The sequence below is a fragment of the Bacillus sp. MT94 genome (genome assembly GCF_058792475.1).
Map to the genome: position 1 here is coordinate 529267 of NZ_JBXAEZ010000001.1, position 25696 is coordinate 554962.

The 25696-nt window shown below is 34.4% G+C and carries 24 protein-coding genes and 1 pseudogene; 20 read left to right on the plus strand and 5 right to left on the minus strand.

Going from position 1 to position 25696, the window contains the following annotated elements; all coding sequences use genetic code 11:
• Positions 1 to 74 precede the first annotated feature (74 nt).
• Both AC1Q51_RS02625 and AC1Q51_RS02630 read left to right on the plus strand, forming a co-directional pair.
• Positions 75 to 482, plus strand: coding sequence for a hypothetical protein (locus AC1Q51_RS02625; protein WP_061660149.1), 408 nt, complete (start codon positions 75 to 77; stop codon positions 480 to 482).
• 321 nt (positions 483 to 803) lie between these two features.
• Positions 804 to 1139 (plus strand): YolD-like family protein, encoded by a 336-nt coding sequence (locus tag AC1Q51_RS02630; protein WP_002093988.1) that lies wholly within the window; start codon positions 804 to 806, stop codon positions 1137 to 1139.
• A gap of 208 nt (positions 1140 to 1347) precedes the next feature.
• Here AC1Q51_RS02630 and gerPF read toward each other — a convergent pair whose 3' ends face one another.
• On the minus strand, positions 1348 to 1563 hold the full coding sequence (gene gerPF / locus AC1Q51_RS02635) for a spore germination protein GerPF (RefSeq protein ID WP_001141569.1): 216 nt from the start codon (positions 1561 to 1563) through the stop codon (positions 1348 to 1350).
• A 207-nt stretch (positions 1564 to 1770) separates the two neighbouring features.
• Between gerPF and AC1Q51_RS02640 the strand changes: the two genes are divergently transcribed.
• From AC1Q51_RS02640 to AC1Q51_RS02660, 5 genes are all read left to right on the plus strand, one after another.
• A complete protein-coding gene (locus AC1Q51_RS02640) occupies positions 1771 to 2106 on the plus strand; it encodes a hypothetical protein (RefSeq protein ID WP_000651909.1) in 336 nt (111 codons plus the stop codon).
• 44 nt (positions 2107 to 2150) lie between these two features.
• The gene (locus AC1Q51_RS02645; RefSeq protein WP_000915134.1) at positions 2151 to 2351 is read left to right on the plus strand and encodes a hypothetical protein; all 201 of its coding nucleotides are present in this window, start codon (positions 2151 to 2153) and stop codon (positions 2349 to 2351) included.
• A 142-nt stretch (positions 2352 to 2493) separates the two neighbouring features.
• Positions 2494 to 3201 (plus strand): SDR family oxidoreductase, encoded by a 708-nt coding sequence (locus AC1Q51_RS02650; protein ID WP_001189038.1) that lies wholly within the window; start codon positions 2494 to 2496, stop codon positions 3199 to 3201.
• 243 nt (positions 3202 to 3444) lie between these two features.
• A complete protein-coding gene (locus AC1Q51_RS02655; RefSeq protein WP_098235643.1) occupies positions 3445 to 4119 on the plus strand; it encodes a DUF6944 family repetitive protein in 675 nt (224 codons plus the stop codon).
• A 198-nt stretch (positions 4120 to 4317) separates the two neighbouring features.
• On the plus strand, positions 4318 to 4530 hold the full coding sequence (locus AC1Q51_RS02660; protein WP_000990219.1) for a YqaE/Pmp3 family membrane protein: 213 nt from the start codon (positions 4318 to 4320) through the stop codon (positions 4528 to 4530).
• A 64-nt stretch (positions 4531 to 4594) separates the two neighbouring features.
• Here the strand turns inward: AC1Q51_RS02660 and AC1Q51_RS02665 are convergent, their stop codons facing one another.
• A complete protein-coding gene (locus tag AC1Q51_RS02665) occupies positions 4595 to 4804 on the minus strand; it encodes a KTSC domain-containing protein (protein WP_000977080.1) in 210 nt (69 codons plus the stop codon).
• 466 nt (positions 4805 to 5270) lie between these two features.
• On the opposite strand from AC1Q51_RS02665, the gene AC1Q51_RS02670 reads away from it, so the two are divergent.
• Positions 5271 to 7769: a transglycosylase domain-containing protein gene (locus AC1Q51_RS02670; RefSeq protein WP_492331346.1), complete on the plus strand. Its 2499-nt coding sequence runs from the start codon at positions 5271 to 5273 to the stop codon at positions 7767 to 7769.
• 391 nt (positions 7770 to 8160) lie between these two features.
• On the opposite strand, the gene AC1Q51_RS02675 is transcribed toward AC1Q51_RS02670, so the two are convergent.
• The gene (locus AC1Q51_RS02675) at positions 8161 to 8442 is read right to left on the minus strand and encodes a hypothetical protein (protein WP_000270089.1); all 282 of its coding nucleotides are present in this window, start codon (positions 8440 to 8442) and stop codon (positions 8161 to 8163) included.
• Positions 8443 to 8677: 235 nt separating this feature from the next.
• Between AC1Q51_RS02675 and AC1Q51_RS02680 the strand changes: the two genes are divergently transcribed.
• The 8 genes and pseudogenes from AC1Q51_RS02680 (at position 8678) to AC1Q51_RS02715 (ending at position 18359) form a co-directional block, all read left to right on the plus strand.
• Positions 8678 to 9823: an MFS transporter gene (locus AC1Q51_RS02680; RefSeq protein ID WP_014482022.1), complete on the plus strand. Its 1146-nt coding sequence runs from the start codon at positions 8678 to 8680 to the stop codon at positions 9821 to 9823.
• 15 nt (positions 9824 to 9838) lie between these two features.
• Positions 9839 to 10128, plus strand: a pseudogene (locus tag AC1Q51_RS02685) (HesB/YadR/YfhF family protein).
• A gap of 395 nt (positions 10129 to 10523) precedes the next feature.
• On the plus strand, positions 10524 to 11645 hold the full coding sequence (gene mmgD / locus AC1Q51_RS02690; protein ID WP_065228793.1) for a citrate synthase: 1122 nt from the start codon (positions 10524 to 10526) through the stop codon (positions 11643 to 11645).
• A 98-nt stretch (positions 11646 to 11743) separates the two neighbouring features.
• Positions 11744 to 13180, plus strand: coding sequence for a 2-methylcitrate dehydratase (prpD, locus tag AC1Q51_RS02695; RefSeq protein WP_000598139.1), 1437 nt, complete (start codon positions 11744 to 11746; stop codon positions 13178 to 13180).
• A gap of 18 nt (positions 13181 to 13198) precedes the next feature.
• The gene (prpB, locus tag AC1Q51_RS02700) at positions 13199 to 14107 is read left to right on the plus strand and encodes a methylisocitrate lyase (protein ID WP_000312640.1); all 909 of its coding nucleotides are present in this window, start codon (positions 13199 to 13201) and stop codon (positions 14105 to 14107) included.
• Between the two features lie 152 nt (positions 14108 to 14259).
• Positions 14260 to 15969: an acyl-CoA dehydrogenase FadE gene (locus AC1Q51_RS02705; RefSeq protein WP_000415995.1), complete on the plus strand. Its 1710-nt coding sequence runs from the start codon at positions 14260 to 14262 to the stop codon at positions 15967 to 15969.
• A 16-nt stretch (positions 15970 to 15985) separates the two neighbouring features.
• Positions 15986 to 16876 carry an NAD(P)-dependent oxidoreductase gene (locus tag AC1Q51_RS02710; RefSeq protein ID WP_000719400.1) on the plus strand — a complete coding sequence of 297 codons (891 nt, stop codon included), beginning with the start codon at positions 15986 to 15988 and terminating at the stop codon, positions 16874 to 16876.
• A 22-nt stretch (positions 16877 to 16898) separates the two neighbouring features.
• Positions 16899 to 18359: a CoA-acylating methylmalonate-semialdehyde dehydrogenase gene (locus tag AC1Q51_RS02715; protein ID WP_000633339.1), complete on the plus strand. Its 1461-nt coding sequence runs from the start codon at positions 16899 to 16901 to the stop codon at positions 18357 to 18359.
• Between the two features lie 76 nt (positions 18360 to 18435).
• Here AC1Q51_RS02715 and AC1Q51_RS02720 read toward each other — a convergent pair whose 3' ends face one another.
• Positions 18436 to 19068, minus strand: coding sequence for a LysE family translocator (locus AC1Q51_RS02720; RefSeq protein ID WP_000572348.1), 633 nt, complete (start codon positions 19066 to 19068; stop codon positions 18436 to 18438).
• Between the two features lie 252 nt (positions 19069 to 19320).
• Positions 19321 to 20376 carry an enoyl-CoA hydratase/isomerase family protein gene (locus AC1Q51_RS02725; protein WP_074047299.1) on the minus strand — a complete coding sequence of 352 codons (1056 nt, stop codon included), beginning with the start codon at positions 20374 to 20376 and terminating at the stop codon, positions 19321 to 19323.
• A 330-nt stretch (positions 20377 to 20706) separates the two neighbouring features.
• Between AC1Q51_RS02725 and AC1Q51_RS02730 the strand changes: the two genes are divergently transcribed.
• From AC1Q51_RS02730 to AC1Q51_RS02745, 4 genes are all read left to right on the plus strand, one after another.
• A complete protein-coding gene (locus AC1Q51_RS02730; protein ID WP_001119409.1) occupies positions 20707 to 20964 on the plus strand; it encodes a hypothetical protein in 258 nt (85 codons plus the stop codon).
• 184 nt (positions 20965 to 21148) lie between these two features.
• Positions 21149 to 21388, plus strand: a complete 240-nt coding sequence (locus AC1Q51_RS02735; RefSeq protein WP_000667344.1) for a DUF2584 family protein — start codon at positions 21149 to 21151, stop codon at positions 21386 to 21388.
• A gap of 15 nt (positions 21389 to 21403) precedes the next feature.
• Complete coding sequence (locus AC1Q51_RS02740) at positions 21404 to 22561, plus strand: exonuclease SbcCD subunit D (RefSeq protein ID WP_000765150.1); 1158 nt, start codon at positions 21404 to 21406, stop codon at positions 22559 to 22561.
• A complete protein-coding gene (locus AC1Q51_RS02745; protein ID WP_492331347.1) occupies positions 22558 to 25647 on the plus strand; it encodes an AAA family ATPase in 3090 nt (1029 codons plus the stop codon). The genes AC1Q51_RS02740 and AC1Q51_RS02745 overlap by 4 nt, the downstream gene beginning before the upstream one ends.
• The last annotated feature ends 49 nt before the right edge of the window (positions 25648 to 25696 follow it).

A 25696-nucleotide genomic window follows, 5' to 3' on the forward strand; every position in this document is an offset into this window, starting at 1 on the left:
AGGCAGGGATTTTATATTTAAGTAAATAAATATACTATGAAGTATTTTTTATACGAATATTGGAGGAGTATAAAATGAGTTTAGCAAGTTACATAGGCTGTAATGTAGAAATTCCGTTAACGGAGCCCGATTCTAATGATGTAATTGTTTTTGGATCATGTTTTGCAGAGGAAAGTATGCTTGAAATGGTACAAGAGTATCAATTCCAAAAAAATTACATATATGAGGTTTCAACTAGTTGGGGAATTGAACTTGTCGAGTGGCAAAACGTAAAGGAAAAAAAAGAAGCGAAAGAAAAACTTTTAACTTTATGCAAGATTATGGAAGGTTATTTGGAAGATGGAGACTATTTCGAATTATTCAGTTGTTGGGTTGGTGATGAAGATAAGGAACGAGTAGGGGAATTGAAATTAAAAATAAATCATTTTAATATAGATGAATTATGTATTCCAGAAAGAACATTAGTTAGGATAGAAAAATAAACATTGAAATATTTTTTAAGAAAAGGCGATTTCACTTTGTGTGAAGTCGCCTTTTAGTTGTTATATGCATTTTACATAAGAAATGAGAAGTTTATTTGATAAAGGAAAAAAGTATGGAGATAAATAAAATTATGTTTTTTGTTAAAAAATAATAAGTATGGCTCTTCTCAAAAGAACGTAAGTTCGTGTATAATAAGAACGAATGTTCTTTTGAGAGGTAACCTAATTATAGTTTAGAAGTAAATCCGAGTTTAGTGCGTATTAAAAATAACTAAGGGATAGTATGGCTAAATAAATGTATAAATGATCAAGGAGATAAAAATGAACGATGTAAAGATACAAAAGGAAGAAAGAGAGTGGGTTCCGTTTACAGTAATATCCGAACAACTTTTAAATATGAGAAAGATTATTGGAGAGAAATTAAAAGTACAAAAACCGCTTTTAACAAACGAAGCAAAAGAGAGAATTTCTGATAAATTATTAACGTCATTACTGTCTGAGAAAGAAATATTGGTAACATATTTTGAAGATGGTTACATACTAACAAACTACATGACTGTTGTACATATCAATCCGGTAAAACAAATTGTAATTTGTACAGACGCCTTTTATAAAACTTACGTATTTAACGCTATGGATATTATTGAAATAACGTAAAAGAAGCTGAATATTAAATGGCAGCTTCTTTTATTTCTGATTTATGAGACAAATAATACAAGAAAAAGCAGCTAGCTTCGTGCTAGCTGCTGAGCCCCAGGGAAAGGGAGAAAAAGATAGGGTACTCCAAAATCAACAAGAGCTGTCAAACAGCCTGATTATAGTATAGACAAATTAAGATTTTCTATACTAAAAGTTGAACATAAGATTAGGCTGTACCCACTTGGTTTTGATCTGCAAGGTCAGAATCAAATGTATTGGTCGCGCTAACACCGCTAAAAGTATTAACAACAAAACCAACGTTTGATGCGCCAGAGCCATTATAAGCTTTCGTATTTTCTTTTGGAGAAACGTTGTAGAAATCACCTAAGTTAAATGAACCATTACTATTTTGTACAACTAAATTCCCTACAACTGATGGCATAATTTTCACCTGCTTTATAATAAGTTGTTAACATTACTATATGGAGTTATAGTCCAGATGGTTCATATAATAAAAATTGTGGAATAGTAAAACGTTTGGAGCATGGATTTCAATAAAAGTGTGTTAAAATTAATATAATAAAGTTGAGTAATTTTTTTAAAAAATTTGTATAATTGATATATACGAAAATAAAGGAGGCAAAATGTAATGAAAGATATTATGAAAAAAGTTGATTTAACAGATGCCAAATCAAGTAATCTTGTTGCACTAATTTATAGTAATGAAGTTATATTAGTTGAAGACGCATTTTGTCCAAATGAAATAAAATTAAAGTTTAATGAAATTGCAATTTTATCTGCAATTAAAACAGCTCATATTGCGAAAGTGTCTATTAGGAAAGAACTTGAAGCGCTTTTTCATGATACGGGTGTTATATTAGTGAAACAAAATGTTGATTATGGTAGTAGCCAATCTATTACCATGCATTTTGAGCAATTTAAAAAATTGCAATATGAGATTGAATATTTAAATAAAAGTATGTAATAAGGCAGCTAAATAAAGGTTCTATCATAAAGGTGGAATGTGTTGTGTTGAAAAAGTGGTTTGAAAATTATTTGGGTGAATCGCATTGTAAACATAAATATATTTTTATTAAGATGCAGGATAATGAGGATTTTAAAAAAGATACATTAGGTGTAGTTTATATTTACCAGTGTGAAAAATGTGGAAAAGAGAAGTTGAAATGTAAAAACGATAATGAAATAAACAATGAATTTTTAGATATATAGCAAAAAGTAACCATGATGGTTACTTTTTTTATTTATGTATGCAATATCAAAACCATTACTAAAGTATGAGTTGAGTTGATACTATAGTAAATGGCTGAATAAAAATGAAGAGAGTAAGATATAGGGAAGGAGGATGAGAGAAATGCAGAGAAAAGAAATTGGTAAATCTGTAATTATTACAGGTGTGACACAAGGGTTAGGACGTGCGATGGTTGACCGATTTGATGAATTAGGGTGGAACATATATGGTTGTGGACGTTCAAAAGATAAAATTGAAGAACTAAAAAAACAGTACAGTAAAATACATGATTTTCAAGTAATTGATGTTTCAGATTCTCAGCAAGTTAACAACTGGGCAAATTATATACTTAATAGACATACGGCTCCCGATATGATAATAAATAATGCATCGATTGTAAATCAAAATGCACAACTTTGGAAAATTACGGCTCAAGAATTCGAAAATGTAATGAATGTAAACGTGAATGGTGTAGTAAATGTAATAAGAGCGTTTGTTCCCGCAATGGTAGCTAGGAAAGAAGGAATTATCATTAATATGAGTTCTAGTTGGGGGAGAGAAGGTGAAGCTGAGCTTGCGCCATATTGTGCCTCAAAATTTGCAATTGAAGGTATCACTAAATCTATGGCACTGGAATTACCTCATGGCATGGCTGTAGTTGCTTTAGATCCTGGAGGGAGTATTAGTACTCCAATGCTGAAGTCATGTGCGCCACAATATATAAATGAATCACCTACACCTGAAACTTGGTCACATAAAGCAACTCAATATATATTGAATATAACAATAGATAAAAATGGAGATTCACTGACATGCCCAGCATGCATATAAAAAGCACCTTTAAGGTGCTTTTTATATTAGTAGCACATTATATCATTCACAAAATTACATTTAAAAAATAAAATAAAAGATTAAGGGTGGAATTTATTTATTCCGCTATTTGCCGATTAGTAAGACCCCTACCTCAAAATTCAGCGAAAGCAAAGAATTTAGGAGGGGGATGAAGAAAACCCCACTGATTAAAGTTTCACTTTATTTTGAAAGGTTTAGAAAATATTTAAATAGGTGATAAAAATGAATCCAAGCGGTTTAAAAGTTACAGGGGCATGGTTTCAAGTAGGTGGGAACCTTACAGCTGCAATTGGAACGACAAGAGGATTTATTGGAGAAGAGAAAGTTGAATCGGATCTCGTTATTGTAGGAAGCTCATTACAAGCCCTCGGGTATATATTACAAATCATTGCGAGCAATTATGATGATGGGGAAGAAAAAAGAGAAAATCAAAATATAGGCTTAGAGAATCAAAGTAAATTACTTGATCAAATAGGAATTGAGCTATTAGCATTAGGGAATATATCAAATGTAATAGGAACATATTTTAATATAAATGAACAATCGAAAGAAAATGATTATCTTATTATTACAGGGAACAATTTACAATCGATCGGTGCTTTTTTAGGAGTAGAAGCAGCTTTGATGGATATAAATGTACTACAGAAAATTATTATATTAGGTAACTCCATGCAAAGTTTAGGTGCTGGATTACAAGCGTATCAAGGTGTTTCAAATGTATTGAAAGATGAGAGAGAAAATGAAGATAGTATTTTTGATAAGAAGGATGAGAGAATAATTGCACTCATTGGTATTTGGATACAAGCGATAGGAACGTTAATTTCTGCAATTGGAGTAACTGCAATAGAGGAAGAAAATAGGCTAGAAAACAATGAAAAGGTTGAAATACTTATATAAATAGAAGGAGATACATGAATTTTATAGGTACGTTAAGATTAAAATAGTAGTAGGTTTTTTTGCCTATAGATAGAATATATAAAGTAAGAGATGTTATATATACTTAATGAAAATTTATGTAACAACAACATCATAAGGTTTCTTTACGTATGTTTTGAAAAGGGATATATAAAATACAAAATAAGGAGTTTTCAAGGGATGATGTATTTATTAGCAATTTTTCTTCCACCTGTTGCTGTACTATTTTGTGGAAAACCAATTCAGGCAATAATAAATTTCATATTAACATTAATATTTTGGGTGCCAGGAGTTATACATGCAATTCTTGTAGTGCATGATAAAAAAGCTGATCGGCGTTTGAAAAAACAAATTCAAGCATATGATGAAATTAATAAGAGGAATCGAAGATAATTCATCTGTGAAATGTTTTTAAAAGAAAGGAGGATTAACCTCCTTTTTTTAGTGGGTGTTAAGTTTAAATTTTTGTGTGGCGGAAAGAATTTTTAATATAAGTTTTATGATAATAACTTTTAGATTGTGCATGTAATAGGCCAGTATAAATACTTTCTGGTACATTAAAGAAATCGTACATACCATTCTTTAATTGGATTCGCAAAATCATAGAAAAAGGATTATAGCCAACAGCAACTATATTTTTTGAAATCACGGGAGATAGCTTCATCATTACGCAACTCCTCACTTTTCATTTTTAATAATTTCTTGTAGATATTGAGGTTGTGAAGTTGAAATCCTTATAAATTAAGAGGTATTATACTTATATGCAATATATTAAATGTTTGTTATACGTAATTATAAGGAAGTTCACACGAAGTACATATCGTTGTGCTATTTTTATTTCACCTTTGATTTATAAATAAGAAAATATTGACCATTTGAAAAAAAGGTATATTATTTATACGAGGTATTAAAAATTCACTTTTTACATTCTATGCTTAAAGGGGCAGCGTTATTAGGAAAAATAGAAGTGAAAATAGTTTGTATAAGAAGTATTCTAAAATTTATAATCTGTGAATTGGGAAAATATTGAATGCTCCAGGTCAATATACTTTCTTAATCAAATGCATTTTAGAAAGTGACCTCAATATTTTTAAGTAAATCAACGGGAGAATTGAAAGGCAGGAGAAAGTAACATGTCAGAAAATTATCGTTCTCGAGAGGAACGACGACAAGTTAAAAAGAAAAAACAACCAGCTTCTAAAACACAAAAACCAAAAGGTAAAACATCATTCTTTCGCAAGTTTTTAATTACTTGTTTATTACTTGGTATTGTTGGTTTAGTGGCGGGGGTTGCTACCTTTTTCGTAATGATTAAGGATGCACCAAAACTTGAGAAAGCAAAACTTGTTAATCCGTTATCCTCAAAAATTTATGATAAAAACGGGGATTTGGTATATGAATATGGAAAAGAAAAAAGGACGAATGTTACGTATGAGCAAATACCTAAATTAGTAGAAAATGCATTTTTAGCGACAGAAGATTCACGTTTTTATGAGCATAGCGGAGTAGATTTTAAAGGTACTGCGCGTGCTGTTCTAGTAAGTCTTAAAGGAGATTACGGTTCTCAAGGTGGAAGTACGATAACACAGCAAGTTATTAAAAACTACTTCTTATCAATGGACAAAACACCAAAGCGTAAGGCGCAAGAAATATATTTAGCTTATAAGCTAGAACAACAGTATTCAAAACATGAAATATTAGAGATGTACTTAAATAAAATTAACTTAGGAAACCGTTCATATGGGATCGCAACAGCAGCACAAAACTACTATGGTAAAGAATTGAAGGACTTAACATTACCAGAAGTTGCGATGTTGGCAGGTTTACCGAAAGCACCGAATAACTATGATCCAACGAAAAAAGAAAATGTTCAAAAAGCAACAGAAAGAAGAAATGTTGTTCTAAACTTAATGAATCGACATGGATATATAACAAAACAGGAAATGGAAGAAGCATTAAAAGTTGACGTAGAAAAGGGACTCAAGCCTGCAACTCAACTACAAACAATGCCATACCCTGCATTTATGGATGCAGTTGTGAAAGAAGTAGAAAAAGAATTGCCAGATGCTAATATTGGTTCTGATGGTTTAGAAATTTATACAACGTTAGATCCGAAAGCACAGAAACTCGCTGATAATATTTTAAATAATAATATCATTGATTATCCGAACGATAAATTCCAAGGTGCATTTACATTTATGGATACGAAAACAGGAGAAGTTCGTGCTATAGGTAGTGGCCGTGGAGAAAATAAAGCTGTATTTAAAGGGCATAATATGGCAATTGAATTAGATCGTGCAGCTGGTTCAACGATGAAGCCGATTTTCGACTACGCTCCTGCAATTGAATATTTAAAATGGGCCACGTACCATCAAATTGATGACTCTCCATTTAAGTATTCAACGGGACAAGAAGTACGAAATGCAGATAGAAGTCATATGGGACCTATTACAATGCGTGTAGCATTAGAAAAGTCACGAAATATCCCAGCAATTAAGACTGCGAAAGAAGTTGGAATTAATAAATCAAAAGACTTCTCTGAGAAATTAGGCATTACATTTAATGCGGCACCGACTGAATCAACAGCGATTGGTACAAATGAAGTATCACCAACTGAAATAGCGGGCGCTTATGCGGCATTTGGTAATGATGGTAAATATACGAAACCGCATTTTGTTAAGAAAGTTGTTTATCCAGATGGTAAGTCACAAAGTTTTGGACAAAAGCCAAAACAAGTTATGACAGATTCTACGGCATATATGATTACAGATATGCTTCGTTCTGTAGTTACATCAGGTACTGGTACATCTGCAAATATAGCATCTTTAGATGTAGCTGGTAAAACTGGTACGACAAACTACTCATCAAAACAATTAGCTCAATATAAAATTCCAGAAAGTGCAACTCGTGATAGTTGGTTTGCTGGATATACACCGCAATATACGATGGCAGTATGGACGGGGTATATGAAAGATGGTAAAGACGAGTATATTAGTAGTAAAAATACGAAAATTGCACAGTTGATCTTTAAAGAAATGATGAGTGAAATGGCTACAGATAAATCACGCTTTAAAATGCCAAGTAGCGTTATTCAAGAAGGTAGTGAGCTACGTATAAAAGGTGAAAAACGTGATTCATCGCCAAATACTAGCGTACCGGATACAACGGAGCAACCAAAACAAGATCAACAGCAAAAAACTGAAGAAGAGAAAAAGCAAGAAGAATTAAAGAAACAAGAAGAACTGAAAAAACAAGAAGAGCAAAAGAAACAAGAGGAACTTAAGAAGCAAGAAGAACAAAAGAAACTAGAAGAGCAAAAGAAACAAGAAGAAGAAAAGAAACAAAATGAACAAAATAACGGAAATGGTCAAGGAACGACACCTCCAGCGAATAACGGAGGAGGCCAAGGAACGACACCTCCAGCAAATAACGGAGGAGGTCAAGGAACGACACCTCCAGCGAATAATGGAGGAGGCCAAGGAACGACACCTCCAGCAAATAACGGAGGAGGTCAAGGAACGACACCTCCAGCGAATAATAATGGAGGTCAAGGAACTCCAACCCCACCTGCAACAGTACAACCAAATAATGGTGGAAATGCAGGAGAGGTTCCTGCCAATAATGGACAATAAGAAAAATTTATAGAAAAGTTTTCAAAAGAGCACTTAAGATTTGTAGGAATTTACAATCTTAAGTGCTCTTTTCATTTTGCTACAGAAAATGTAATGTTAAGGGCTGGATAGAAAAAGAGTGAATGTAGTTTATGTGAAATATAACGTAAAGAGAGAAATGATTGTACGTGCGGGTTATCCCGGAAAGGGACTAACTGTGATGGATTACATAAACCATTAAATGAGTGGGAATTATATTCAAATCTTTAATAAATGTCTTTCTTTAACGGTTACTTTAGTTTGGAAAACAATTAAAAAGTCGAATTTCTTATTTAAGGAATTCGACTTTTTATGTTGAAACTGGATTAAAGGTTCGCCTTATTAAAATGTAGGGGTAATACAGTGATAGCTATTAAATGTTAAACGTACCATAAAAATTTTGAAAAAAAATTGAAGGGAAATGATAAAAGACTTGAGTCGGAGGTAGTGGAGGATAACTATGGCTATGAATGGGAGTACTACTGGGGTGTGTACCATGATGCCAAAATGATGGGGTAACTTGACCGGGAATTTGATATTGCTGCCAAGTTGCGGGAAGTTCAATTCCTACATCGGAGCTAGCTGTATGAACTGCAGGAACATGTATTCCAGGAGTCGAAGGAACTACGGCAGTTACTCTTAATAATACCCACATGAAATATTCACTCCTAAGTTGTGATAATAAATTAGTATATTCTTTTCACACATATAAAGGCACATATATAGGACTTTCGTTTAAAACATGCGTACAAAGTCTTAAGACTAATGTAAGCTGATGGTGGACTATTTAATATGAAAAGATACGTCTATTTGCGGAGGGAAAAGAGATAAAAAAAATGTACAATGAGGGTGTTAATCGTAATATTTTACGAGTGTATGGAGGTATTTTTATGGAACGATTATGGACGAAATCATTTATTCAAATGACTTTCGCAATGTTATTTTTATTTACAGGATTTTATTTACTTGTTCCAACGCTCCCGCTCTTTATTAAAGAGATAGGTGGCAATGAATCGCAAGTTGGACTCATGATGGGAATGTTTACAATAGCTGCTGTTGTAATACGACCGATTATTGGAGGAATGTTAGATCAATATGGTAGAAGATCCTTTATTATTTTCGGACTCATCTTTTTTGGATTAACGATGTATTCCTATAATATAGCATCGACTATTGTCCTTTTAGCTGTTTTACGTGTTATTCACGGAGTAACATGGGCTGTTTCTACAACAGCTGTTGGAACAGCAATAACGGATATTATTCCAGATTCACGCCGTGGTGAAGGTATGGGCTGGTACGGGATGGCGATGACAATTGCAATGGCGATCGGACCAATGATTGGACTATGGGTTGTACAAAATTATTCATTTCATGGTCTATTTTTATTAGCGACGTTGTTATCTTTTATGGCAGTCGTATTATCACTAATAACGAAGATGCCATTTACGCCACAAAAAGAAAAAGGGAAAATTCAGCTATTTGAGAAATCTGTATTAACAATCACGATTGTAGTATTCTTTTTATCGTTTGCATATGGAGGAATAACAACCTTTTTACCGTTATTTGCATCATCAATTCATGTGAATCCAGGAACTTTCTTTCTTGTATATGCAATTGCATTAACAATTGTAAGACCAATTTCAGGGAAACTATTAGATAAGTATGGAGAAGTATTCATCATACTCCCAGCATTATGTATTACTATTTTAGCTATAGTTGTTTTAACTATTTCAAATGGTTTGTTAGGTGTAATTATCGCAGCAACATTATACGGTATTGGATTTGGTTCAGCGCAGCCAGCTTTGCAAGCGGCAATGCTTACAATTGTCGATCCGAGTAAAAGAGGAGTTGCAAATGCTTCATTTTTTACAGCGTTTGATTTAGGAATCGGGTTAGGTGCTATTTTACTTGGAGTTGTTTCACAAATGTTTGGTTATCGTATTTTATTTTCAGGGAGTGCAATTTCGGCATTAATAGCCTTAATCATTTTCGTCTTCTTTGTAAAACAACGATTAGGAAAAAAAGAGTTTGCGTAAACTGGAGGAATAAAGATGAGAATTTCAATTGATCGTAAAGCTCTGCAATGGTTCCAGGAAGAATTACGTATAAAGCACGGTGAATCTGTACGTTTTACTGTAAGGTCGGAGGGGATAGTTCGATTCAGCCCGGATATTCTTTAGGGGTTGTTGCTGAGAAACCAGATGGGGAAATAGTGTCAGTTGAGAAGGAAGGTATTATATTTTTTGTAGATTCTGATGATCTTTGGTATTTTGAAAACTATGATTTATTTGTAAGTTATCATGAGGAGATGGAAGAAATTCAATTTAATTATGTAAAATAATAACTTTATTAAAAATGAATAAGTTTTATATAAAAATTATATTTAAGAGATAGTGAAATAAATATCATATAGTAACGAGCTGTATTTATGTACAGCTCGTTTTTTTTATTTCTCAAATGAAATTAGAATAATTGTATATTTGGCGGTGTTATATGAAAAATCTTTATATCTTGTTTTTGAAAATACGCAAAGAAGTCTATTCTTTCTTTATAAAATATAAGAATTATTTTCAAAAAATTGTATTGTTACAGTAAGAAAAGTGTAGGAAACTTATCATTATAAAATAAATTGAAATCTTCTAAAAACTCTGATACATTGAAATAGAAATGTAGTTTCACAATATTGTAAAGGCTTACAGTTATGTGCACGAAGATCTATTAGGATTGGAGGAAATAATGATGAAAGCTGAAGAAAAATTTTCCCCGGGATTAGATGGTATAGTGGCAGCGGAGACGAAAATCTCGTTTCTTGACACAGTAAAAGGTGAAATTGTAATTCAAGGGTATGACTTAATCGAACTCTCAAAAACAAAAGAGTATTTAGACATTGTGCACCTTTTATTGGAGGAACATCTACCGAATGAAGATGAAAAAGCAACACTTGAAAAGAAATTAAAAGAAGAATATGCAGTACCAGAAGGTGTATTCAACGTACTAAAGGCATTGCCTAAAGAGACGCATCCCATGGATGGATTACGTACAGGTGTGTCAGCGTTAGCTGGTTACGATAATGATATCGAAAACCGCTCGTTAGAAGTGAATAAAAGCCGAGGGTACAAGCTGTTAAGTAAAGTGCCAAACATTGTAGCGAATAGCTATCATATTTTAAATAATGAGGAGCCAATTGAACCTCTTAAAGACTTATCTTATAGTGCGAATTTCTTCTATATGTTAACTGGTAAAAAACCAACTGAACTTGAGGAAAAGATCTTTGATCGTTCCCTTGTTTTATATAGTGAGCATGAAATGCCAAACTCTACATTTACAGCGCGCGTTATTGCATCAACACAATCAGATTTATACGGTGCTTTAACAGGTGCAGTTGCATCTTTAAAAGGAAGTTTACATGGCGGTGCAAATGAAGCGGTTATGTACATGCTTTTAGAAGCTGGTAATGTTGAGAAATTTGAAGAGTTATTACAGAAGAAACTATATAACAAAGAAAAAATTATGGGCTTTGGACACCGTGTTTATATGAAGAAGATGGATCCAAGAGCACTTATGATGAAGGAAGCTTTAAAACAGTTATGTGATGTAAAAGGTGATTATACACTATATGAAATGTGTGAAGCTGGAGAAAAGATTATGGAAAAGGAAAAAGGAATTTATCCAAATCTTGATTATTATGCAGCTCCAGTATATTGGATGCTAGGTATTCCAATTCAACTTTACACACCTATCTTCTTTAGCTCTAGAACAGTGGGATTATGTGCGCACGTTATTGAGCAACATGCAAATAATCGTTTGTTCCGTCCGCGTGTAAATTATATTGGCGAGCGACATGTACTTAGTAAATAAGAACAACTGGGGAGTTGTTAGCACCGCCCGCCAGATGGGTGTTTGACCGACACCCATCATTAATAATAACGAATTTTCGACAGAAAGGGAAGGATAGCATGATTAAAACAAATGAAATTAAGCAAAAAGATGCATTATTAGAAGAGATTACGGATTATGTATTAAATAAAGAGGTTACTAGTGCAGAAGCATTCAGTACAGCTCGTTACGTATTACTTGATACACTTGGATGTGGAATTTTAGCACTACAATATCCAGAATGTACGAAATTATTAGGGCCAGTTGTGCCAGGAACAGTCGTGCCAAATGGTACACGTGTACCAGGTACGTCTTATGTACTAGATCCAGTAAAAGGTGCATTTAATATCGGATGTATGATCCGTTGGTTAGACTATAACGATACTTGGCTTGCAGCAGAGTGGGGACATCCATCTGATAACCTAGGCGGAATTTTAGCGGTCGCAGATTATATTAGCCGTGTTCGCATTTCAGAAGGAAAAGAAGCTTTAAAAGTACGTGAAGTATTAGAAATGATGATTAAAGCACATGAAATTCAAGGCGTGCTTGCTTTAGAAAACAGCTTAAACAGAGTTGGTCTTGACCATGTATTATATGTAAAAGTAGCAACAACTGCAGTAGTTGCGAAAATGCTTGGCGGAACACGTGAAGAAATCTTTAATGCATTATCACATGCGTGGATTGATAATTCTAGTCTTCGTACATATCGTCATGCTCCAAATACGGGCTCACGTAAATCATGGGCTGCAGGTGACGCAACGAGCCGCGGTGTTCATCTTGCAATGACTGCTCTAAAAGGTGAAATGGGTTATCCAACAGCATTATCTGCGCCAGGATGGGGATTCCAAGATGTATTATTCAATAAACAAGAATTAAAATTAGCAAGACCACTAGAGTCATATGTAATGGAAAATGTATTATTTAAAGTGTCATATCCAGCAGAATTCCATGCACAAACAGCTGCAGAATGTGCAGTGAAGTTGCATCCGGAAATTAAAGAGAGATTGGATGAAATTGACCGCATTACAATTACGACTCATGAATCAGCAATTCGTATTATTGATAAAGAAGGCCCATTAAATAACCCAGCTGATCGTGATCATTGCTTACAATACATTACGGCAATTGGTTTATTAAAAGGAGATATCGTTGCAGACGATTATGAAGATGCAGTAGCAAACGATCCACGTGTAGACGAATTACGTAATAAGATGGTTGTTGTTGAAAACAAACAGTACAGTTTAGATTACCTTGACCCGAACAAGCGCTCAATCGCCAACGCTGTTCAAGTTCACTTTAAAGATGGCACAGTAACAGAAAATGTGGAATGTGAATATCCACTTGGTCACCGTTTCCGTAGAGACGAAGCAATTCCAAAAGTTGTTCAAAAATTCACTGCAAATATGGCAGGTCATTATTCTAGTAAGCAACAAGAACAAATTCATGAAGTTTGTTTAAATGAAGAAAAGCTAGAAAATATGAATGTAAATGAATTTGTAGATCTATTCTTAATTTAATAATAGGGGGAATTTAGAATGGCTTGGGTTGTGAAAAAGCAGTCAACACAAGAGGAGCTTGCGAATCGATTCCGAGCTTTAGTAGAAGCAAATGAAATTTTGCAAATTCCAGGTGCTCATGATGCAATGGCGGCTTTAGTTGCAAAAAATACAGGTTTTTCAGCTCTTTATTTATCAGGAGCTGCTTATACTGCAAGTAAAGGCTTACCAGATTTAGGTATCGTGACGTCTACTGAAGTGGCTGAGAGAGCAAGAGATTTAGTAAGAGCTACAGACTTACCTGTTCTTGTTGACATTGATACAGGATTTGGTGGTGTACTAAATGTAGCGAGAACAGCTGTAGAAATGGTGGAAGCGAAAGTAGCAGCTGTCCAAATTGAAGATCAGCAATTACCAAAAAAATGTGGACATTTAAATGGTAAGAAACTTGTTACTACAGAAGAATTGGTTCAAAAAATTAAAGCGATTAAAGAAGTTGCACCGAGCTTATACATTGTAGCACGTACTGATGCTCGCGGCGTTGAAGGATTAGATGAAGCAATTGAAAGAGCAAATGCATATGTAAAAGCAGGTGCAGATGCAATTTTCCCTGAAGCGCTTCAATCAGAGGAAGAATTCCGTCTATTTAATAGTAAGGTAAATGCACCTTTACTTGCGAATATGACTGAATTTGGAAAAACTCCATATTATAGTGCAGAGGAATTTGCAAATATGGGCTTCCAAATGGTTATTTATCCTGTAACTTCACTTCGCGTTGCAGCGAAAGCGTATGAAAATGTGTTTACTTTAATTAAAGAAACAGGTTCTCAAAAAGATGCACTTTCTAATATGCAAACGAGAAGTGAATTATACGAAACAATATCATATCATGACTTTGAAGAGTTAGATACTGGTATTGCAAAAACAGTATTATCAGAAGATCAATAGATAAAGCAGCGAAGGCGATGAAAATACATCTTTGGCAAAATAAAATGCTTGATGTGAAAAATCATCGCCTTCTATTTTCAAAAAAGATATTCCACTCATCGTAGACGAGCGTAAGCAAAAAGCTATGAAAGCCGAATGATAGGGGGATACATATGGAGAAAACGAAGTTACCATGGGATGAATTTTTTTCACTCAACAAAGATATAAATCATACTTACTTTACACCAGAAGATTTTTCAGGTGATGAAGATTTAATCGCAAAAACGACAGAACAATTCGTTAAACAAGAAATTGTTCCACAAATGGAGAATATTGAACAACATAACTATAAAGTTTCTCGTCAATTATTTGAGAAAGCTGGGGAACTTGGATTATTAGGCATTGAGGTACCAGAAGATTATGGCGGGTTCGAGTTAGGAAAGGCTGTCTCAGGTCTTGTAGCAGAGAAAATGGGTTACGCTGGTGCGTTTAGCGTTTCTTTTAATATACACGCTGGTGTCGGTACATTGCCTTACATATATTATGGAACGAAAGAACAGAAAGAAAAATATTTACCGAAAATCGCATCAGGAGAATGGATTGGTGCTTATGCTTTAACTGAGCCAAATGCTGGTTCGGATGCATTAAGTGCAAAAACAAGCGCCGTATTGAATGAAGAGGGAACAGCTTGGAAGTTAAATGGTGAGAAGCAATGGATTACAAATGCTCATATGGCAGATGTATACGTTGTTTTTGCGAAGACAAATAAAGGAATGACAGCGTTTATTGTCGAAAGAACATGTGAAGGTGTATCTATTGGATTAGAAGAAAAGAAAATGGGGATTAAAGGTTCTTCAACAGCGACTCTTATTTTAGAAGATGTTGTCATCCCTGCTGAAAATGTTTTAGGGGAAGTTGGGAAAGGGCATCACGTAGCCCTTAATATTCTTAACTTTGCTAGACTTAAACTTGCTTTTGGAAATATTGGAACAGCAAAACAAGCAATTGGTTTGTCGGTTCAATATGGAAAAGAGCGAAAACAGTTCCAAACGGAATTAGTAGACTTTACGATGATTCAAGAGAAAATTGCAAATATGATCATTGCTACATATGGAGCAGAAAGTGCAGCTTATCGTACAGCAGGTGTAATCGATGAAGCAATTCATGAGAGCGATGAAGATCTTATGAAGAAAATGTCCCAATTTGCAATTGAATGTGCACTTAATAAAGTGAACGCTTCTGAAACACTTGCTTATATCGTAGATGAAGCTGTACAAATTCATGGTGGTTACGGTTATATGCAAGAGTATGAGGTAGAACGATTATATCGTGATGCTAGAATTAGTCGTATTTTTGAAGGAACGAATGAAATTAATAGATTAACAGTTGCCAAAATGTTAATGAAGCAAATCGAACAATTAGAAGATACTGAAGTAGAAAGTGATGTAGCAAATGTCGAAAGAAACCATCGTTACATTTTATTAGCGAAAAAATTGTTGAAACAATCTTTGAAAACGCTCTCTAAAACTCCAGGTCTAAAAATCGACCAAGAACAAGAATATTCACGTGTAATTTCAAATATGTTGACGGACGTGTACGTCATGGAATCAGCGTTTTTACGTACGAGAAAAGCGGTAAGTAAAAATGGTGAGGAAAAAGAACGTACGAAGCAACTCATAACGGATGTTATTTGTGAAGAAGGATACCGTAAAGTAGAAGAAGCAGCGATTTCTGTACTTTCGGCGGCTGTCACAGAAGAACAAGATAGACATGTGATTTTAGCTGAAATCCGTCAATTATTAGTACCTTTATACACGAACGTATTTACGAAGAAGAGAGAAATTGCTAAAGCTATTATAAATCGCGGGAAATATATTGTGTAAATAGGAGGAAAGCGATATGAAAAAGATTGGTTTTATCGGTTTAGGTAACATGGGTCTTCCGATGTCAAAAAATCTAGCTAAATCAGGTTACACAGTATATGGCGTGGACTTAAATAAAGAGGCAGAAGCGTCCTTTGAAAAAGAAGGCGGAATTATCGGTCTATCAATCTCAAAACTAGCAGAAACATGTGATGTAGTTTTTACAAGTTTACCTTCACCTCGCGCTGTTGAAGCGGTATATTTTGGAGCAGAAGGATTATTTGAAAATGGTCACTCGAATGTAGTTTTCATTGATACAAGTACGGTATCGCCGCAGTTAAACAAACAATTAGAGGAAGCTGCAAAGGAAAAGAAAGTAAACTTTTTAGCAGCACCTGTGAGCGGCGGTGTAATTGGAGCCGAAAATCGTACATTAACGTTTATGGTTGGTGGATCAAAAGAGGTATATGAGAAAACGGAATCTATCATGGGCGTTCTAGGCGCGAACATTTTCCATGTTAGTGAGCAGATTGATAGTGGTACAACTGTTAAGTTAATTAATAACTTATTAATTGGTTTTTATACAGCTGGTGTAAGTGAAGCTTTAACATTAGCGAAAAAGAACAATATGGATTTAGATAAAATGTTTGATATTTTAAATGTAAGTTACGGCCAAAGCAGAATTTATGAACGTAATTTTAAAAGTTTTATAGCACCTGAAAACTACGAGCCAGGATTTACTGTGAACTTATTGAAGAAAGATTTAGGGTTTGCAGTTGACTTAGCTAAGGAAAGCGAACTCCATTTACCGGTAAGCGAAATGTTATTAAATGTATATGACGAAGCGAGTCAAGCTGGATATGGTGAAAACGATATGGCTGCTTTATATAAGAAAGTTAGCGAGCAATTAATTTCTAATCAAAAATAAATTATACAAAGGAGAGAATACAATGATTACAACTGAAATTAAACGAGTTAAAAATCACATTAACGGTGAGTGGGTTGAATCGACAGGTACGGAAGTAGAAGCAGTTCCAAATCCAGCGACTGGAAAAATTATCGCTTACGTTCCACTATCTCCAAAAGAGGATGTTGAAAAAGCTGTTGAAGCGGCAAAAGCAGCATTCGAAACATGGTCTAAAGTACCAGTTCCGAATCGTTCAAGAAATTTATATAAATATTTACAGCTATTACAAGAAAACAAAGATGAGCTTGCAAAAATCATTACGCTAGAAAATGGTAAGACGCTAACGGATGCAACAGGTGAAGTACAGCGTGGTATTGAAGCAGTAGAACTTGCAACATCGGCACCTAATTTAATGATGGGACAAGCGCTTCCGAATATTGCTAGCGGAATTGATGGATCAATTTGGCGCTACCCAATCGGAGTTGTTGCTGGTATTACACCGTTCAACTTCCCAATGATGATTCCATTATGGATGTTCCCACTTGCAATTGCTTGCGGTAATACATTCGTATTAAAAACATCGGAAAGAACGCCACTTTTAGCGGAGCGACTTGTAGAATTATTCTATGAAGCAGGTTTCCCAAAAGGCGTATTAAATTTAGTACAAGGCGGAAAAGATGTTGTAAATAGCATTTTAGAAAATAAAGATATTCAAGCTGTTTCGTTCGTTGGCTCTGAGCCGGTAGCTCGTTACGTATATGAAACAGGTACAAAACACGGAAAACGTGTACAAGCGTTAGCAGGTGCGAAAAACCATGCGATTGTAATGCCAGATTGCAATCTTGAGAAAACAGTACAAGGTGTAATTGGATCTGCATTTGCAAGTAGTGGAGAGCGCTGTATGGCATGCTCAGTAGTAGCAGTAGTGGATGAAATTGCTGATGAATTCATTGATGTATTAGTAGCAGAAACGAAAAAATTAAAAGTAGGCGATGGCTTTAACGAAGATAACTATGTTGGACCATTAATCCGTGAATCTCATAAAGAGCGCGTTTTAGGCTATATTAATAGCGGTGTAGCAGATGGGGCAACTTTATTAGTAGATGGCCGTAAAATTAATGAAGAAGTTGGAGAAGGTTACTTTGTAGGTGCGACAATCTTTGATGGCGTGAATCAAGAAATGAAAATTTGGCAAGATGAAATTTTTGCTCCAGTATTAAGCATTGTACGTGTTAAAGATTTAGAAGAAGGTATTAAACTAACAAATCAATCTAAATTTGCAAACGGTGCGGTTATTTATACGTCAAATGGTAAACATGCACAAACATTCCGTGATAACATCGATGCTGGTATGATCGGTGTAAATGTAAATGTTCCAGCACCAATGGCATTCTTCGCATTTGCAGGAAATAAAGCTTCATTCTTTGGTGATTTAGGTACAAATGGTACAGATGGCGTTCAATTCTATACACGTAAAAAAGTTGTAACTGAGCGCTGGTTTTAATATAGAGTAAACAGCCAAATCAGCTATTAAATGAAAACCACCACCACTATTAATAGTGGTGGTGGTTTTCATCTTGTTAATTATTTTTTTCAAAAGCTAGTTTAATACCAAATCCAATTAGGACGACTCCTGTTAGCCCTTGAATATAACGTTGCGTCTTTGGTTTTTTCATAAAAGCACTAATTTTATCAATTAAAAATATATAAAATGCAAACCAAATGACTGTTAAAACGAGGTAAGTAAGGCCCATTACAAGAAGTTGAATAAATGTATTATGATTTGGATTTAAAAATTGCGGTAAAAAAGTTAAAAAGAAGACTGCAACTTTAGGATTTAATAAATTTGTAAGAAATCCTTGGCGAAAGCAAGAAGTATGTTCGTTTTCATTATTCAAAGATAGATCATTTGTATCTAAGTTTTCTTTGTTTCTTACTGCTAAAAGGGCTTTAATACCGATATATATTAAATAGAGAGCCCCAACGTACTTGAAAATAGAAAATAAAAGAGCTGACTTTACAATAAGTGCAGAAAGACCAATTACAGCAGCTAAAGTATGAATTAATAGTGCAATACATGTACCAAACACTGTTTTCACTCCACCGATTTTACCAGCAACCAATGTGTTTTTCGTAGCCATTGCTGTATCTGGACCAGGTAAAATGATAAGGCAAATAGACATAATGATGAAAAGAAGATAATTTTCTATCATAGCCGCCCCTCCTTTTTATTTTTAGAATATTTGATTAAAATCAGTGTAGCACAAAAATGGATTTAATAAAATTAAATTTTATTAAAAATTATTAAATAAAAAAGGCTATATAGTAGCTGTAATTACACTACTATATAGCCTCGATTTTATCCCGCTATTTGCGAGTAGTAAGATTTCCACCGCACAAGATTTAGCTGGAGCAAAGAAGTTAGGTGGGGGATGAACAAAACACCCACTCATTACAGTTTCATTTTATGCATTAAGTAAATTAAAGAAACGATTCACATCTTCTTCTGAAACGTCACTTAACTGTTTATATTTATAATTCGGATTTTGATCTTTATCAACGACAACGGAGCGTACTCCTTCGAAGAAATCTTCATGTCTCATGAAGTTTTTAGCAAGTATAAGGTCCGTAGCGAAACATTCTTCAACGGATTTATCTTGTCCATCAATAAACTGTTTTAATGTTACTTTTAGTGAAATAGGTGATTTTGATAACAGTGTTTCTTTCGTTTTTAGAGCAAAGGAGCTTTCATCTTTCTCCAATGAATGGATGATTTCTTCAATTGTATCGTAAGCAAAATGTGAATTAATTACTTCTAATGAAGGAGTCAGCTCGCTTTCTAAGTTTGGAGCAGTTGCGAATGTACGAATAACTTCTTTTAAATTAGTATGTACATCATCTTCTTTATGCCAATTTACACTTTCAAGTTCAGTAAGAAACTCTGGTAATGAATCAGATGTCATAAAGTAATCAGCAGCATTAATAAATAATACGTCAGAAGCTTTTAAAATAGATGCTGTTAAAGCAACGAAGCGACCTGTATATCCAGGTGCTTTATTTAAGAAATATGCAGCTCCGACGTCTGGGAAGAAGCCGATATTCATCTCTGGCATTGCCCATTTCGTACGTTCAGTTACAATGCGATACTTCGCACCATTTGTAAGACCGACACCACCGCCCATTACAATTCCATCTAAACAAGCAATAATCGGTTTTGTATATTGATAAATATATGTATCAATTTCATACTCTTCTTCAAAAAAACGTTCTGCATGTTGCAATGCCACTTCATTGGAACGCGCTTCATAAAGAGTTTTAATGTCGCCACCTGCACAAAAACCTTTTGTGCCAGCTCCTTTTAACACGATAAGTGCAATACGCTCATCGTGTTCCCACTCTTTAAGTTTTTGTCCGATAGGTTGTAACATGTCATAAGATAAAGAATTAAGTGCTTTTGGACGGTTTAAAGTAATTGTTGCAACGCCGTTTTCACTAACAGAAAATAAAACGTGTTCAGTCATAATGCATCCTCCCTTACATATCTTCTTATTCTTAATTCTTGATATGTACTGAAATGTCCTTTATAAATTTTGTCAAAAGTTGACGGTAAATATTAATTTGGTCACCGCATATTTTGACGAGTTATCTTTGCAGGATTTCAGAGACTGAGGGGGAATATTACAACATTACTGTAAGTGTAATTATTTGAAGTTATAATGATAAAAGCGCTATTATATAGGTGTGAATTGTTCATTATCAATTCTAAAAAGAGTGTTTGAAGAAAAAATGAATCGTACAATTGTAATAAAAAATTTTACACTGAATTAGAAATAGAGAAAGGAGAAATCGGAATGCCAGGACCTTTACTATTGTCGGTTATTATTTTGTCTTCTTTAATGATAGGGATAACGCAGTATTTTCATCATACAGATACGACAGAAGAAGTGAAGGATAAAGTACGTCTCGTATTTCCGATTTTTATAATATCTATTTCATTCTGTATTTTATTAAATAAAGATGGGTACATTGTCGCAGTGTTCTCATTTTTCGTCGCAATCGTTTTAATTACCGTTTTATATTATGTAATGAAAGACTTTATACAAAAATAAAGATGTCACAATAGGCATTTTTATTTTGGAGAAAATATAAAATTTCACATACCGTATTTTATATAAAATACATAAAACATATAACAATAGAAAAGTGTGTACTTTGCTGTGTATGTACTTGTCAATCTTGCATAGCCACTATACTATTAAAATGTAGAGATTATAAAAAGGGGTTGTATCTATCATGAAATTTGAGATGCACACAAAAATTATTTCAAATGAAAAAGAAGTAAGATTACATATTGAAGAAAATATATTTCAATTAATATTGGATGGTTATCACTTATTTACAATTCAAGAAATATTGCCTTTATATAAATCAAATGAAGAAAGAATTGGAAGTGCAACGATATTGAAGCTAGAGTGGGAGAACGGAAAAACTACAATAAACTATCAACTCGTTTCACTAAAATCAGTAAATTAAAAGGAGTAGAAAAATATGAAGTTATTTCATACAGCGGATTGGCATTTAGGTAAGCTTGTTCATGGCGTGTATATGACTGAAGACCAAAAGATTGTATTAGATCAGTTTGTACAGGCTGTTGAAGAAGAAAAACCAGATGCTGTAATTATTGCAGGGGATTTATATGACCGAGCAATTCCACCTACAGAAGCAGTAGACTTATTAAATGATGTGCTGCAAAAAATAGTTATTGATTTACAAACACCAGTTATTGCAGTAGCTGGTAATCATGATAGTCCGGATCGTATCCATTTTGGGAGTAGTTTAATGAAAAAACAGGGATTACATATTGCAGGCCAATTTCAATTCCCGTATGAACCTGTTGTACTAAATGATGAATATGGAGAGGTTCACTTCCATCTAATACCGTATGCAGACCCAAGCATAGTTAGACACGTGTTGAAAAATGAAGACGTACGTTCTCATGATGATGCGATGCGCATTTTTATGAATGAGCTCTCTGAAACAATGGATAAAGAAGCTAGACATGTATTTGTTGGACATGCATTTGTAACTTCTTCAGGAGAAGCGGAGGAGAATACAAGTGATGCAGAACGACCACTTTCAATTGGTGGTGCTGAATATGTAAATAGTCATTATTTTGATAAGTTTCATTACACTGCGCTTGGACATTTACATCAAGCGCATTTCGTACGTAATGAGACCATTAGATATTCAGGTTCACCACTTGCCTATTCAATTTCTGAAGAGAAACATAAAAAAGGTTATTACATTGTAGAACTGAATGAAACTGGTGAAGTAGCAATTGAAAAAAGGTTACTTTCACCACGTCGTAAAATGCGAACAGTAGAAGCGAAAATAGATGAATTATTACAGCACCCAGTAAGTGAAGATTACGTATTTGTAAAATTATTAGATGAAAACCCTGTCTTACAGCCAATGGAGAAAATACGATCTGTATATCCAAATGCAATGCACGTTGAAAGAGCGATGCAAAGGCGAGAACTCACAGATACAAATGAAGTAACGGTTTCAAGACATAAAACGGATGATTTATCTCTTTTAAAGGCTTTCTATAAAGAAATGAAAGGGTTAGATTTATCAGAAGAGAAAGAACGCCTATTTATAGATGTATTACAAACAGTGCAAGAACGGGAAGGTGAACGAGGATGAGACCGATTCAGCTTATTATGACAGCATTCGGGCCATATAAACAGAAAGAAGTAATCGATTTTGAAGATCTTGGAGAACATCGTATTTTCGCTATTTCTGGGAATACGGGAGCTGGAAAAACAACGATTTTTGATGCGATTTGTTATGTGTTATATGGTGAGGCTAGTGGAGAAGAACGTAGTGATACGAGCATGCTTCGAAGTCAATTTGCTGATGATGATGTTTATACAAGTGTAGAATTAACCTTTCAATTAAAAGGGAAACGCTATGAAATAAAAAGACAACTTGGACATAAAAAACAAGGGAATAAGACCATTACAGGACATGCAGTAGAATTATATGAAGTTATTGATGGAGAAAACGTTCCAGCCGTCGATCGTTTTCATGTAACAGACGTAAACAAAAAAGTGGAAGATTTAATTGGTTTAAGTAAACATCAATTTAGTCAAATTGTTATGTTACCACAAGGTGAATTCCGAAAACTATTAACATCTGAGACGGAAAACAAAGAAGAGATTTTACGTCGTATTTTTAAAACGGATCGTTATAAATTAATGCGTGAGTTACTTGATCAAAAGAGAAAACAATGGAAAGATGTTTTACAAGAAAAACAAAAAGAGAGAGAGCTCTATTTCCGTAATGTTTTTAAATTACCAATCCGTGATGGAGCATTATTAGAGACATTAGCGGCACAAGAACATGTAAATACGCATCAAGTAGTAGAAGCGTTAGAACAAGAAACAACAGTGTATAAGGCAGAGGTTGAGCAATTACAAGTAGAACAAGATGTTCAAACGAAGCAATTAAAGGATGCAGAAACACGTTTTCATGCAGCAAAATCTGTAAATGAGAAATTTATAGATTTACAACAAAAGAATGAGAAATATAACACTTTACAAGAGAACCGTGCAGCAATTGAAAGGAAAGAAAAATCCTTTAAACGTGCGGAACAAGCAAAGCGCTTATTACCATTTGAACAATGGTATGAAGAAGCGATGCAAAATGAGCAGAAAGCTGAAAGTTTGTTAAAACAGATAATCGTCAAACAAGAACAGATAATGAACAGCTTTGAACTTGCTCAGGAGAAGTATGAAGTAGTAAAGAATAAAGAAGCTGAACGAGAAGAGGCTAAAAAACTTGTTCAAAGATTAGAAGAGTTACAAGCAATTATTGAATCATTAGCTGAGAGAAAGCTGAATTTACAAAATGCCGAAATTCAAATAGGGAAATTAAAAGAAAGTATGCAAAAGTTGGATCAACAACTAGAAGAGCATACAAGCCAAAAACAGAGAATGTCTGATGAATTGCATCAATTAGAACAAGCACTTGAGCAATATGTAGCTAAAGTAGAAGAACTAACGAATATGCGAGAAGATGCAAAAATTTTAAAGCAAGCATATGATGTTTGGCAAGAAAAACAAAAATTCGAGCAAGAAAAAGAAGTGGCAAATAATAAAATGCACGTGGCAGTTCGTGCATATGAAAACATGGAGCGCCGCTGGTTAAGTGAACAGGCTGGTATATTAGCTCTTCATTTACATGACGGTGCATCTTGTCCGGTATGTGGTAGTACGAATCATCCGCAAAAAGCTACAGAGCAAAGTAATGCGATCGATGAAAAAGAGTTAAACGATTTAAGAGATAAGAAGAACATTGCTGAAAAATTACATGTGCAAGTAGAGGAGAAATGGAGTTTTTATCGACTACAATATGAACAAGTGATAGAAGAAGTTGTGAAGCGTGGCTATAACTCCGAAAAATTAGTTGAAACATATAGTGCACTTGTTCAAAAAGGAAAACAATTAGCAGCAGACGTTAATACGTTAAAAGCAAGTGAAGAAACACGTAAGCAGATTGCTGCGAACATGAAAAGCGTAGAAGAAAAAATAGAAGAACTTCAGAAACAAAAACGGGAAGTAGAAACAATGCAGCACCGTACAGAAATAGAGTGCATGCAACTTCGTACGTCATATGAACATGATAAACGAAATATTCCAGAAAACTTGCAAACAGTACAAGCTTGGAAATCACAGTTTGACCAAGCTATGCACGAACTTAGGTTAATGGAGGACGAATGGAAGAAAGTGCAGGAAGCGTATCAACATTGGCAAAATGAAAATATACGTATTCAAGCAGAACAGAAAGGTGCTTCTAATCAATTTGAAAGTGCAAAATTGAAGAAAGAAGAGACTTTCGCACGCTTTATGAAAGAGCTAGAACAAAGCGGATTTACAGATCAATTCACGTATAAAGAAGCCAAATTAAGCGACGCCGAGATGGAGATGTTACAGAAAGAAATTCAAGGTTATTATTCATCTCTTGAAGTGCTTGCAAAACAAATTGAAGAGCTAAACTCAGAATTAAAAGATAAAGAGTACATGGATATTACATCTTTAGGTGAACACATAAAAGAACTAGAAATTAATCTCGATATAATTAAAGAAAAACGTCAACGTGCGCAAAATGCGGTAACATATATTTCTGATTTACATGAAAACATTAGACGTATTGACGAACAAATTCACGAGGAAGAAAAAGCCTTCCAAGAACTTGTTGATTTATATGAAGTAATGAAAGGTGATAACGAAAGTCGTATATCATTTGAACGTTACATTTTAATTGAGTATTTAGAACAAATCGTTCAAATCGCAAACGAACGACTACGTAAATTATCAAATGGACAATTTTATTTAAAACGAAGTGAACGAGTTGAAAAAAGAAACCGTCAAAGTGGATTAGGCTTAGATGTGTACGATGCATACACTGGCCAAACGCGCGATGTAAAAACATTATCCGGCGGAGAGAAATTTAACGCATCACTTTGCTTAGCGCTAGGAATGGCAGATGTCATTCAAGCATATGAAGGTGGTATTTCCATCGAAACGATGTTCATCGATGAAGGGTTCGGTTCATTAGATGAAGAATCATTAACGAAAGCAGTAGATGCCTTAATTGACCTACAAAAATCAGGCCGATTTATCGGTGTCATCTCACACGTTCAAGAGCTGAAAAACGCAATGCCAGCTGTATTAGAAGTAACGAAGCAGAAGGATGGATGTAGTCAGACTAGGTTTGTGGTGAAGTAACACCTGTAACCATCGGTTTTCCCACTCATTTTTTCGGAATTTGAAGGTC